The organism is Terriglobia bacterium (assembly GCA_020072565.1).
Taxonomy (GTDB): domain Bacteria; phylum Acidobacteriota; class UBA6911; order UBA6911; family UBA6911; genus JAFNAG01.
In genome coordinates this window covers 34,713-47,750 of sequence record JAIQGI010000022.1, presented here as the reverse complement: position 1 = coordinate 47,750, position 13,038 = coordinate 34,713, and the positions used below count along the sequence as shown (strand labels likewise).

Below are 13,038 nucleotides of genomic sequence, written 5' to 3'. Positions count from 1 at the left end.
GTATAATTCGCTTCGCTGGTGAATTCGGAGGCTCCGGAGCGGCCCAGCGAAATTGACTTACATTTTATCTCAGAAGCTGACCGGCGGTCGTGCCCAGCCTGCGACCCGAAATGCATTCAATTCGGACTAGCCACTTCCAAATATTTCCAGGTTTCACCTGGACCTACCGGTGGACAACGGCTGTCATCTTGGCACCGTATGACTTTACCGGAGAGCGAGAATGACCAAAAAGAAGAAACCGAGTGTGAAGCAAGAAATCCCGTCGCCCGAAATGGAGCGACCGGTCACGCCGAATGAGGCGCCGGTAGAAACGGAACCTGCCGAGGGGGCAGATTCGAGCATCTGCCCGGAGGCGAGCTTTCCCATCGTCGGCCTAGGCGCGTCTGCCGGTGGACTGGCCGCTATCGAAGCGTTCTTTGCTGCGATGCCCACGGACAAGGAAATCGGGATGGCATTCGTCGTGGTGCAACATCTCGATCCCAACCACAAGAGCATCCTGATGGACCTGGTCAAGCGGTATACCAAGATGCAAGTCTACAAGGTTGAGGACGGGATGGAGGTGCAGCCCAACTGCACTTACGTCATTCCGCCCAACCGGGACATGGCTTTCATCAACGGTAAGCTGCATTTGCTGGAGCCGAGTGCGCCGCGCGGCTTGCGCCTGCCGATTGATTATTTCTTTCGCTCGTTGGCCCAAGACCAGCATGAGCGGGCGATCTGCATCGTGCTCTCCGGCACCGGCACCGACGGCACGCTGGGGCTCAAAGCGATCAAGGGCGAAGGGGGCATGGCGATGGTCCAGGCCCCAGAGTCGGCGGCCTACGATGGGATGCCCCGCAGCGCCATTGCCACCGGCCTGGTGGACTTTGTCCTGCCTCCGGACGGTATGCCGAAGCAACTGATCGTCTACGTGCAGCACGCCTTTGGCTACCGGCCGAAACCCATGATCCTTCCCACCCCCAACGACGACGACATCCTGCAGAAGGTGTTCATTCTGCTGCGCGCCCAGACCGGACACGACTTTTCGCTGTACAAGCGGAACACCATCCACCGCCGCATCGAGCGGCGCCTGGCCCTCGCCCAGATTGACCGCCTCGAAGACTACGTCCGTTATCTGCGACAAACTCCGCTGGAAGTGGAAACGCTCTTTCGCGAACTGCTGATCGGCGTCACCAATTTTTTCCGGGACCCGCCAGCCTTCGAGTCGCTCCAGGAACACGTCATCCGCCGCCTCTTTGCCGGGATACCGGGCGGGAGTGTGCGCATCTGGGTACCCGGCTGTTCCTCCGGCGAAGAAGCGTACTCTCTCGCTATCCTGATCCGGGAATATCTGGACGAGCTGAAACAAAGTTTCCAGGTGCAGGTCTTTGCGACCGACATCGACGCCGAGGCCATTGAAAAAGCCCGCGCCGGCGTGTACCCCAACAGCATTGCCGCCGACGTCTCGCCTAAACGGCTGGCCAGGTTCTTTGCCCAGGATCAGGGCGGTAATTCCTATCACATCAGCAAGAGCATCCGCGATCTGGTGGTCTTTGCCGAGCAAGACGCGCTCAAGGACCCCCCCTTTTCCAGACTCGATCTGATCAGTTGCCGCAACCTCCTGATCTATCTTGGAGGCGAGGCGCAGAAAAAGATCCTGCGCCTGTTCCACTATGCGTTGAATCAGGACGGATATCTCTTCCTGGGCAACTCGGAGACCATCGGCGAGTTTATGGATTTGTTTGGCGGCGTGGACAAAAAGTGGAAGATTTATCAACGCAAAGGTGTGGTAACGCCTCGTGCCGCCCTTGCCCCCTATACGCCGCCTCTAGCGGCGGAGGACGCCGTCAGACGGGCACGTTCTGCGGGCGCGCCGTCGCATCCCGGCGGCGCTCGTGATCTGGCGGAACAGGTTTTGCTGGAAGAGTATGTCCCGGCGAGCGTGCTCATCAACGCCGAGTTCGACGTGCTTTACATCCACGGCCACACCGGCAAATACCTGGAGCCGGCCGCGGGGGATGCCAGTTTGAATCTGCTGCACATGGCGCGCCAGGGGCTGCGGATGGAATTGACTGCGGCGGCGCGCAAGGCCCTCACCCTGCAGGCGCCCGTCCGCTACGACGGCTTGCAGGTAAAGTCCAACGGAGACACCTCGGTTGTGAATCTCATCGTCCAGCCCGTGGTGAAGCCGGAGGCGGCGCGGGGCCTGCTCATGGTCATCTTCGAGGACGTGACCCCCGATCGCCCGGCGGTGGCAGGGGCAGCCGCGCCCATCAGCGACCAGGAGCAGCGCGTCCTCACGCTGGAGCGGGAACTGCGCACCAAGGGCGAGTGCCTGCGCACCACCATCGAGGAACTCGAAACCACCAACGAAGAACTCAAATCCACCAACGAAGAATTGCAGTCTTCGAACGAAGAACTGCAATCCACGAACGAAGAGTTGGAGACTTCAAAAGAAGAACTGCAATCGGTCAACGAGGAACTCGTGACGGTCAACACGGAACTGCAACAAAGGATCGAAGAGCTCTCGCGGGCGAACGACGATATGAACAACCTGATGGCCGGCACGAACATCGGCACCCTCTTTCTGGACCACCAACTGCGGATTCGACGATTTACGCCGGCGACCACGCGCATCATAAACCTAATCCAGACTGATATCGGGAGGCCAGTGAGCGACATCGTCTCCCGGCTCAAGGGCTATGACCGGCTGGTGCCGGACGCGCGGAAGGTGCTGGACACGCTGACCCCCATGGAAGCTGAAGTGCGCACCCAGGAGGGACAGTGGTACCAGATGCGCATCCAGCCTTATCGCACGCTGGATAACGTCATCGAGGGCGCGGTGCTGACTTTTGTCGAGATCACGGAACAGAAAGAGCTGCAGACGGCGCTGCGCGAGAGCCAGGAGAAGCTCAGTGCCCTGTTCCAGATATTGCCGGTGGGAGTCTCAGTGCTCGACGCCAAAGGCAAGATCGTCTATGTCAATCCCGCGTTGGAAACGATGTTGGATGTGACCCGCGCCGGTCTGCTCGGGGGCGATGCCACGCGGCATAGGTTTCTAAGGCCGGATGGCACGCCGATGCCGGCGGAAGAGTTTGCCGGCGCGCGGGCGGAGCGGGAGCAGCGGCCGGTGCCTCACGTCGAAACAGGCGTCGTAAAGGAAGATGGCAGCGTCGTCTGGACGGATGTGAGCGCCGTGCCCCTGGCGCTGCCGGGTTGGAGGGTAGTCATCGTAACTTTCGATCTCTCCGCGCGCCGGCGCGCGGAAGAAACGCTTCAGAAATCAGGTCACGCACAATGACCGGGAACCCGCAAAAAAGACAGGAGGTAAGCGATGGCTGAGAATTGCGCGAGTCGAAACAATACTGCCGACCTGCGCAAGCGGGCGGAGGAACGGTTGCAGAAACAATCCGCCGACCTGGGCGTCCTCGCGCCGGAGAACAGATGGCTCCTGCTCCACGAATTGCAAGTGCACCAGATCGAACTGGAGATGCAGAACGAGGAACTGCGCCGGACGCAGGTGGAACTGGAAGCGTCGCGCGCGAGGTATTTCGACCTGTACGATCTGGCCCCTGTCGGCTACTTGACCCTCAGCGAGCAGGGGCTGATCCTGGAGGCGAATCTCACCGCCGCCAACCTGTTGGGCATGGAAAGAAGCCGGATGGTCAAGCAACCGATAACCCATTTTATCGTCCGCGAGGATGAGGACGTCTACTATCTGCACCGCAAGCAACTCTTTGAGACGGGCGCGCGGCAGGTATGCGAGGTGAGAATCCAGCGCAAGGACGGCTCCCAATTCTGGACGCGGCTGGAGGCGACCATGGTGCAGGGCGGTGAGAGCGAAGCCCCTGCGTGCCGCGTCGCAATGAGCGACATTAACGAACGTAAGCGCCTGGAGCAGGAGCGGCAGGTAATGGAAGCGCACCTGCGGCTCAAGCAGAAGCTCGAGGCCATCGGGACGCTCGCCTGCGGCGTGGCGCACGAAATCAACAACCCCCTCACCGGAATCATGGGTTTCGCGCAGTTGATTTCGGCCAGGATAGACAAGTCCAGCCCCTTGGGCGAATACGCTTCGGAGATCATGCGCCAAACCGAACGCGTGGCAACGATCGTGCGCGCCCTGCTCACCTTCGCCCAGCACGAGGCGCAGTCTCATAGCCCGGCGGACATCCGCGAAATTATCGGGGCCACGTTGTCCCTGATCCACACGGTGATGCCGCGCGACCAGATCACTCTGGAGTTGGACGTTCCCGAGAACATGCCGAGGATCAAGTGCCGCAGTCAGCAGATTCAGCAGGTGCTCATGAACCTGCTCACGAACGCCCGCGACGCCCTGGACGAGAAGTATCCGGCGTGCGATCCGGACAAAATCATCCGGGTGACGACGCAGGTGTTCCAGAAGGACGGAAAAGCGTGGATCCGGACGACGGTGGAAGATCATGGAACAGGAATTTCAAGGGAAGTACAGGAGAAGATGTTTGACCCGTTCTTCACAACCAAGCCGCCGGGCAAGGGCTCGGGGCTGGGGCTGGCAATCAGCCATGGGATTGTGGAGGAGCATGGCGGCGAGTTGCATTGTGAAAGCGAGCCGGGGCAGTGGACGAGGTTTCACCTGGATCTGCCCGTGGACAACGAATAGCGTCCTGGCGCAGATCAGGACCAGGCCCGGTTAGAGTAGGCGCCGTAACACTTCCATGGCAGCGCTGATGACGAAGACGCCTGAACGCCACCTCGCCCAACAAGGACACAGTTGGCCGCCCGCCACGGAATTGGTGAATTTCTCCAACACGAAAGGACAAAACCCATGCATCGGCAAACTATTCCATTAGGCAGGATCATGGGAATCCCGATTGGCTTGGATTATTCCTGGTTCCTGATCTTTGCGCTGCTCACCTGGATGCTGGCCGGCAGTTACTATCCCTCCGAGTTCAAGAACTGGCCGCCGCTGCTGTACTGGTTCATGGGCGCAGTGACGGCCATCATGCTGTTTGTGAGCGTGCTGCTTCATGAACTCGGGCATTCCGTGGTGGCGCTCCGGTATAGGATTCCCGTGCGCCGAATCACGCTTTTTATCTTCGGCGGGGTCGCTCAGATCGGGTCGGAGCCACCCAGCGCCATCGCTGAGTTCTGGATTGCCATCGCCGGGCCGGTCGTCAGTCTTGCCCTCGCGGTGCTGTTTTCCGTGCTGAAACCTGTGGCAGCCGGCATCGAGCCATTGTTGGGTCTGGCGAAATACCTGGCCTACATCAACTTTGCATTGGTGCTCTTCAATCTGATTCCCGGTTATCCGCTTGACGGTGGTCGCGTGTTCCGCGCCATCGTGTGGGCCGTTACGAAAAACATGCGTCGCGCGACGCTTATCGCAGCCAATGTGGGCCGGTTCTTCGGTTTCCTGTTCATCTTTCTCGGCGTCTGGCAGATGTTCACCGGCAACCTCGGTGGAGGGCTGTGGATTGCCTTCATCGGCTGGTTTCTCGACAACGCCGCTGCCACGCAGGCGCAGCAAGTGATGTTTCAGGGATTGCTGGCCGGCCATAAGGTATCGCAGGCCATGAGCAGTCGCTGTGCCGCAGTTCCCGCGGACCTGACGCTGCAACAGTTGGTGGACGAACACATCCTCGGCGGCGGGCAGCGCTGCTTCCTTGTCAATCGCGGCGCAGACACCATTGGCCTGATGACGCTGCACCGGATAAAGGAAGTGCCGCGAGGCGAGTGGGCGACGACGAGCGCCGGCCAAGTCATGCTGCCGCTGGACAGGTTGATGCGCATCAGCCCGGACAGGGAATTGTGGGCCGCCCTCCAGCAGATGGATCGCGACGGGGTGAACCAGCTTCCCGTGATGACCGACAGCCAGGTGGTCGGCATGCTAAGCCGCGAAGACGTCATCACCTTCCTGCGCACCTTGCAGGAACTGGGGGGCTAGCAGGGTCTGCGGCGGAGATCACGGCGCAGATGGAGCCGATCCCGGCGATATCTATCGCGAGCTCACGCCCGACTTCGGTGCGCCGTCGATCCGGGCATCTTATCTGTTTGGTTGCCAGCTCTGTTCGGGCTAAAATAATTGTGCCTCTGAAGAATCGAGCGTAACTCAGTTGTGCGGGACACAGCACCCCAAGTTAATTGTCTCCTATGCTTGGCGCACCATCGGCAATCAAAGAGGTTCTTATGGCTCTTAAGAAAAACCAGTCGGTCGATTGGGAAGCCCTTTTCACCGGTATCTTCCGTGGGAAGACCGTTCTGGAATGCGGAATGGGCCACAACATTTTTCAGCAAGGGCAACCTGCGGATGCCTTGTTCTACATCCGGCAAGGCAAGGTAAAGATCTCGGTCATATCCCAACAGGGCAAGGAGGCGATCGTCGCCATTCTTGACGGCGGTGAGTTCTTCGGCGAGGGCTGCCTTGCCGGCCAACCGTTGCGTATGGCAACGGCTGTCGCATTGTCGGATTGCACGCTGGACAAGATCGAGAAATTGCTAATGGGGCGAATGCTTCACGAAAAGCACGACGTCGCGGAACTATTCGTCAAGCATCTGCTTTCCCGCAACATCCGATACGAGGCGGATCTCGTCGACCAGCTATTCAACTCAAGCGAAAAGCGTCTGGCTCGGATTCTCCTGCTGCTGGCTCATTTTGGCAAGGAAAGCCGAACCGAAATCGTGCTGCCCAAGGTAGATCAGGAATCGCTGGCGCAAATGGTGGGCACAACCCGGGCGCGGGTCAGTCATTTCATGAACAAGTTCCGGAAGCTCGGCTTTATTGACTATGATACCACTGGATTGGCAGTCCATAGCGGCCTCCTCAGCGTAGTCCTGCACGACTAGGAGCTCCTCCAAATTCTCCGATGGGCTCCCCCAGGCCTGATGTCGAACCCTCGGTGATTTCCACAGGCCCCGCACCATAGTTTCCCTGCTTGACCGTGATGAGCCATTTTGACCAAGTGCATGAGCAATAGGGAACAGACACGCAATGGCCCCTGGTTGTATAAGAAGTCTGTGCCCAGGGTTGTCGGCCAGGGACTTGGTATGAGGTGCGCCTCAGAGGGGATCAACAGGTTCTGGGCAAAGAAGGCACGAGCTAGTCAGGGAGGGATTCATGAACATTCACACACGCACGGTCGGAGACGTTCACATTCTGGATATCAGCGGCAAGATCATCCTTGGCCAGGGAACCATGGTCGTTCGAAGCACGATCAAAGATCTGCTGCACAACGGAGTGAAGAAGATCGTCCTCAACTTGGCCGAAGTAAACTACATTGACAGCTCGGGCGTTGGTGAGCTGGTGAGCTCCTTCACCACAGTTGCTAAGGAGGGAGGGCAGCTGAAACTCCTGAATTTGACCGCCAAGGTCCGGGAGATTCTGGCAATCACCAGGCTCTTGACGATATTTCAGGTGTACGATAACGAGCAGGCAGCTGTCGGCATACATTAACGGAACACTTGCCGCTTCTTACTTGCATGAGCTGCATGTGACCGCCTTGGCGCGCGGGCATGGCCATGGATGCGTTGAATGGACTCCTTGCGGACGAATGCCAGGCACACTGCGAGAGGTGACGGCGCCCGTGGCTCACGCAGCCCCCAGGCTATTTTGGGGCTGACCGCTCAGGATTTGTTGGATGCCGCGGCGGCGCGGATGGCGGCGATCAAGTCTTGCGTAGGCCCGCGCTTGCTCAAATAAGCCTTGGCCCCGGCCTCGAGCATCGCTTCTGCTTGATCGGCTTCCTCGTACATGGACAGGCCGATGACCTGCGTGCCGGGCAGTTCCGCCATGATTTTCCGGGTGGCCTCGATGCCGTTCATGACCGGCATGCTGAGATCCATGACCACCACCTCCGGGACGGTGGCGACGGGCCAGCTCGATCGCCTGTTGCCCGTCACCGGCCTCGGCGACTACCTCCAGGTCGGCTTCCTGCTTCAGCAATCCCATCAGTCCCTGGCGGACGATGGTGTGATCGTCGACCAGGAGCACGCGGATTTTTCTGCCGGAGGCGTCCACTCTTCCGTCGGCGGCATCTGATGTTGCCCGAGTGCCGGGAACGCCGGCCTCCATTGGGCGGGCAGCGGCGGTCGTTGCCAGCGCCTTCCGCTCCGCGCGCAAAGGCGCAATCATGATCATGCGTGTGCCGCGGCCGGGGGCAGCATCGATGTCCAATCGGCCGCCGACGTGTTCGAGGCGCTCACAGATGCCGAACAATCCCAGGCCGGCTTCCCCGTTTTCGGCGTCACGCAGCTTCGCCGGGTCAAAACCGACCCCTTCATCAGTGACCACAATCCGGATATGCTCGTCGTCGATGCGGTCGAGCTGTACGCGAGCCGACTTCACCCTGGCATGCTTGATAACATTAAGGAGCAACTCGCGCACGGCGGAGAACAGCAGCACAGACATACCCCCTTCGTCCGGCTCTGCTCTGGCATTAATATCGGTCTGCACATTGAGCCCCTGCTTGTTCTTTATCTGGCGGGCCAGCCAGGGCGGCGCGGCGCTCAGCCCCGCCTCAAAGAGAATGGGTGGGCTCAACTCCACCGTCAAGGCCCTGGAGGTCTCAATCGACAGATCGAGGAGGTCCTTGATCTTGTCGAGCGACTCCCGTGACTTTCCCCCCTGTGTGCACGAACGCACGTCTTCGAGCTGGAACGTCGCGCCAACCAAAAGCTGTTGCAGGTCGTCGTGCAGCACGTGGGCCAGGCGCTTCCGGTCCCGTTGCTCCGTCTGGGTCAACTGGAATGCCAATTCCCGGAGTTGGTCGGCCCGGCGCTCCGCCAGGGCGGTGCGTTCCGCGACCCGTTGCTCCAGATCCGCGTTCAGAGCGCGAAGTTCCTCGCGGTCCCTTTCCAGGCCGGTAATATCCACCATGGTCAGGAGAACGCGCTCCGGCATCCCGCCGATTGGCAGGATGCGGCGGCCGCTCAAAAGCATCGTCAATCGGCCAACCTCCTGGGACTCGTGCTCCACCCTGAAATCCTGGAACGTAGCCTTTTCCGGGATGATTTCCCCCAGCAGGAGCCGCAGGCGCTCCGTGTTCCATTGCCCGTCGGCCAAATCATAAATGCAGTTCCCTACGGCATCCTCCGGCTTGATCTGGAACCTCTGGTAGAACGCCGTATTGGCCGACATGACGCGCAGCCGGCTGTCCAGCACGATCAGTGGATCCCGGACCGTCTCGACGATGCCTTCGGCGTAGGCCTTCTGATACTGCAGCTTGCCTTGCGCCTGCTTCAGACGCGTCACATCCGAGAACGTAATGACGATTCCATCGATGCGGTTGTCCTCCGTGCGATAGGGAAAGACTCGAACCGTGTACCAACCGCCGTCGCGCGCTTGAACTTCCTTTTCCACTGCGGCAAGGGTCCCAAGCACCTTCTCCGCGTCGGCGACGAGCTCTTCGCCGGAGAAATTTGGTGAAATATGACCGAATGGCCGTCCGACGTCAGCCGGGATCAGGTTCAGCAGCGTCGTCGCCCGCGGGGTGAATCGCTTGATCCTCAACTTGCCGTCCAGGAAAACCGTGGCGATTTCCGTGGCGCTCAGCAGGTTGGCCAGGTCGTTGTTGGCCGTGGTGAGATCCGCCAGCTTTTCCGCCAATTGGCCGTTGATCGTGGTTAACTCCTCGTTGAGCGACTGCAGTTCCTCCTTGGATGCCTCCAGCTCTTCGTTGGCCGACTGGAGTTCCTCGTTCATGGACATGATTTCTTCATTGGCCGACTTGAGCTCTTCGCTTGCGGTATCGAAGTCCTCGGCGTTCATCTTGAGCTCGGTTCTCAGGGCCTTCACCTCGGCCTCGAGTTGGTTCACCAGCGGTTCTTCGGGGCTCGTCTCGGGTGCAACCGAGGCGGAACGGGGTGCGCGCTGGACATCCTCGAAGATAACGGCCCGGAATGTTGTCCTTCCTGACTGCGGAGGGAAGGTTTCCTGCCTTCGGTTTCGTCATCTCGAGTTCGCCCTCATCATCCGGTGAGCGCTGGGGAGGGGCGCCGGGGATGCCGGTGACATCATTCTCGCTTCTTCTGTGCTTACGCACCACAGTGGATCCGCTGGCACGGCCTCATGCTCTGCGAGCTATGAGGATTTCATCCTGATCCCTTTCAGTCTATGGCTATTTTTTATACAAGTAGTGGAGGGGTGGAGCAGGCAAAATTCCTTTGCAGAAAATGACGGGTCACGATCCCCCGCAGCGGCCCTGGGTCGATCAGGCAGTTCTCTCACTAGGGTCTCCCTCACCCAGCACATCGGCCCCATTTGCAGTTTCACCTCACAAAACTAAGATGAGCAATTTTGATCAGAGGTGTGAGCAGTACTGAACTGACACGCGAAGCGCGCCAAGAGTATAAAGAGGGTTAATTCTCTTGTCAGTTGAGGATGCTGAGGGAGACAGAGCTGGTCAACGGGGAAGCGGCATTAATAACTAGGGGGATCTAACGATATGAAAGCAAGACCTTTGCACGATCGGGTAGTTCTGCAGCGGATCGAGGAGAAAGAAACGGTCAAGGGCGGCATCATCATTCCGGACACGGCGAAAGAGAAACCCATGGAAGGACAGGTAATCTCCGTAGGACCGGGGAAAATAATGGAGGACGGCAAACGGTCACCCATGGATGTAAAGGCAGGAGACCGGGTACTGTTTGGGAAATACGCCGGGACGGAGATCAAGATTGATGACCAGGAGTACGTCATCATGCGTGAGGAGGAGATCCTGGCGGTGCTGCTGAAAGGGAAGTAAGCCGTCCCAGGGACAACCAGTATTCTAATTGCGGGAAGATAAGAGGTGAGAACTCATGGCTAAAGAGATCGTACATGGCGAACAGTCACGCCAGGCTTTGTTGCGCGGGGTGAATCAGCTGGCGGATGCAGTAAAAATCACCTTGGGCCCAAGAGGCCGGAATGTGGTATTGGACAAAAAGTTCGGGGCTCCATTGATCACAAAGGACGGCGTGACGGTGGCGAAAGAGATCGAGCTGAAGAACGGCCTCGAAAACATGGGCGCGCAGATGGTGCGCGAAGTGGCGTCGAAGACCTCGGACGTGGCCGGGGACGGGACGACGACCGCGACGGTGCTGGCGCAGGCGATTTTCCGTGAAGGCGTGAAAAACGTGGCGGCGGGTGCGAACCCGATGGGCCTGAAGCGCGGCATTGAACAGGCCGTGCTGGCGGCGGTTGCGCGGCTGAAGGAGCTGAGCAAGCCGGTGAAGGGGGAGATGATCTCCCAGGTAGGTTCGGTATCGGCCAACAACGACAAGACCATCGGTGGGATTATCGCCGAGGCGATGAAGAAGGTCGGCAAAGACGGCGTGATTACGGTCGAAGAAGCGAAATCGATTGAAACTTCACTGGAAGTGGTCGAGGGAATGCAGTTTGACCGCGGCTATTTGTCGCCGTACTTTGTGACCGACGCCGAGCGGATGGAAGTGGAGCTGAACGACTGTTCGATTTTACTGCAGGAGAAGAAGATCAGCTCGATGAAGGACCTGCTGCCGATGTTAGAGCAGATCGCGAAAAGCGGCCGGCCGCTGTTGATCATTGCGGAAGACATCGAAGGCGAGGCTTTGGCGACGCTGGTGGTGAACAAACTGCGCGGGACGTTGTCGGTAGCCGCAGTCAAAGCGCCCGGATTCGGCGACCGGCGCAAGGCCATGCTGGAAGACATCGCGATCGTGACGGGCGGCAAGGTGATTTCGGAAGAGCTGGGGATCAAACTGGAGAACGTACGATTGGAGGATCTGGGCCACGCGAAGAAGATCACAATCGACAAGGACAACACAACTATTATCGAGGGCGCCGGGAAGCATTCGGACATCGAGGGCCGCGTGAAGCAGCTGAGGGTTCAGATTGAGGAAACGACGTCGGATTACGACCGTGAGAAGCTCCAGGAACGGCTGGCGAAGCTGGTGGGCGGTGTAGCGGTGATCAAGGTCGGAGCGGCGACGGAAACCGAGTTGAAGGAGAAAAAGGCGCGCGTGGAAGATGCGATGCATGCGACTCGGGCCGCCGTAGAGGAAGGAATCGTGCCGGGAGGCGGCGTGGCATTGTTGCGCTGCGTGCCTGCGGTGGATAAGCTGAAGCTGGAAGGTGACGAGGCGATCGGGAGCAACATCCTGCGCCGTGCCCTGGAGGAGCCGCTGCGGCAGATCGTAAACAACTCCGGGTATGAAGGAGCGGTGGTGGCGGAGAAGGTGCGCCTGAGCAGCGAGCTGAACTTCGGGTTCAACGCCGAGACCGAGAAGTACGAGGACCTGGTGGCCGCAGGGGTCATCGATCCGACGATGGTGACGCGGACGGCGTTGCAGAATGCGGCGTCGATCGCGGCGCTGCTGCTGACGACGGAAGCCCTGGTTTCGGAGATCAAAGAAGATCAGAAGGCTCCTGCCATGCCTCAGGGCGGCGGCATGGGCGACATGTACTGAAACGCTGGATGATCCGAACGTCAAAAAAAGCTCGTGGCTTCATTCCACGAGCTTTTTTTGTGGTCATCAGCCTTGGTGTGCTTCGCCGGGAATCCTGCCCGGGGACCGGTTCGTCGAGATGGGGTGCCGAAAAAACGGGAACTGGTGCTGCTTTCGAGCTACACCCGCTGTCTGGCGGCTGTCTTTCGCAATTTGCCGGTCGGGTGAGCATTCCTGTATGAAGCAATTTCGGATTCGGTAACCGGTGCGAGGCTGCAGATGGGCGCGCCGGCGGCCTCGTTGATGACGTCCGCCAGCAACTTCTGATAGCAAAGATCGGGCGCCTCCTGAAACATCAGCTGATTTTTCCGAAAGATGCCGTCATCGATGGTTAAGGCAACGGTTCGAACGCTCTTGTCATGGGCCTCGATCTGGAATCGGTACTCGCGATGTCCAGTGTGAGGGAGCATGCCAAGGTATCGTAGTTGTAAAACGAGATCTTTTGCCATGCAATGCCACCTTCCTTTGAAAAGCCGACCTTCGACAAAATCGAATCTCTTCTATGCGGATGTGTGGCATCTGTAATCGGAGAGGCTCGATTCGCAGGCTCAAAGCTATTATACACCAGTCCGGCACTGTTTGTGCGGTTCGTTTGCGGGCGCGCGATTCCCTTGGTGCGGCCCG

Annotated in this window: 9 protein-coding genes; 7 read left to right on the top strand and 2 right to left on the bottom strand. The window is 59.1% G+C overall.

Going from position 1 to position 13,038, the window contains the following annotated elements; all coding sequences use genetic code 11:
- Positions 1 to 271 precede the first annotated feature (271 nt).
- The 5 genes from LAP85_15595 (at position 272) to LAP85_15575 (ending at position 7,408) form a co-directional block, all read left to right on the top strand.
- Complete coding sequence (locus LAP85_15595) at positions 272 to 3,280, top strand: PAS domain-containing protein (GenBank protein MBZ5497827.1); 3,009 nt, start codon at positions 272 to 274, stop codon at positions 3,278 to 3,280.
- 33 nt (positions 3,281 to 3,313) lie between these two features.
- A complete protein-coding gene (locus tag LAP85_15590; GenBank protein ID MBZ5497826.1) occupies positions 3,314 to 4,618 on the top strand; it encodes a PAS domain S-box protein in 1,305 nt (434 codons plus the stop codon).
- A gap of 198 nt (positions 4,619 to 4,816) precedes the next feature.
- The gene (locus LAP85_15585; GenBank protein ID MBZ5497825.1) at positions 4,817 to 5,902 is read left to right on the top strand and encodes a site-2 protease family protein; all 1,086 of its coding nucleotides are present in this window, start codon (positions 4,817 to 4,819) and stop codon (positions 5,900 to 5,902) included.
- Between the two features lie 242 nt (positions 5,903 to 6,144).
- Complete coding sequence (locus LAP85_15580; protein ID MBZ5497824.1) at positions 6,145 to 6,801, top strand: Crp/Fnr family transcriptional regulator; 657 nt, start codon at positions 6,145 to 6,147, stop codon at positions 6,799 to 6,801.
- 271 nt (positions 6,802 to 7,072) lie between these two features.
- On the top strand, positions 7,073 to 7,408 hold the full coding sequence (locus LAP85_15575) for an STAS domain-containing protein (protein ID MBZ5497823.1): 336 nt from the start codon (positions 7,073 to 7,075) through the stop codon (positions 7,406 to 7,408).
- A gap of 135 nt (positions 7,409 to 7,543) precedes the next feature.
- On the opposite strand, the gene LAP85_15570 is transcribed toward LAP85_15575, so the two are convergent.
- Positions 7,544 to 9,769 (bottom strand): PAS domain-containing protein, encoded by a 2,226-nt coding sequence (locus LAP85_15570; protein ID MBZ5497822.1) that lies wholly within the window; start codon positions 9,767 to 9,769, stop codon positions 7,544 to 7,546.
- A 628-nt stretch (positions 9,770 to 10,397) separates the two neighbouring features.
- On the opposite strand from LAP85_15570, the gene groES reads away from it, so the two are divergent.
- On the top strand, positions 10,398 to 10,694 hold the full coding sequence (gene groES / locus LAP85_15565) for a co-chaperone GroES (protein ID MBZ5497821.1): 297 nt from the start codon (positions 10,398 to 10,400) through the stop codon (positions 10,692 to 10,694).
- 55 nt (positions 10,695 to 10,749) lie between these two features.
- Complete coding sequence (gene groL, locus LAP85_15560) at positions 10,750 to 12,375, top strand: chaperonin GroEL (GenBank protein MBZ5497820.1); 1,626 nt, start codon at positions 10,750 to 10,752, stop codon at positions 12,373 to 12,375.
- Positions 12,376 to 12,533: 158 nt separating this feature from the next.
- Here groL and LAP85_15555 read toward each other — a convergent pair whose 3' ends face one another.
- Positions 12,534 to 12,863: a hypothetical protein gene (locus LAP85_15555; protein ID MBZ5497819.1), complete on the bottom strand. Its 330-nt coding sequence runs from the start codon at positions 12,861 to 12,863 to the stop codon at positions 12,534 to 12,536.
- Positions 12,864 to 13,038 lie beyond the last annotated feature (175 nt).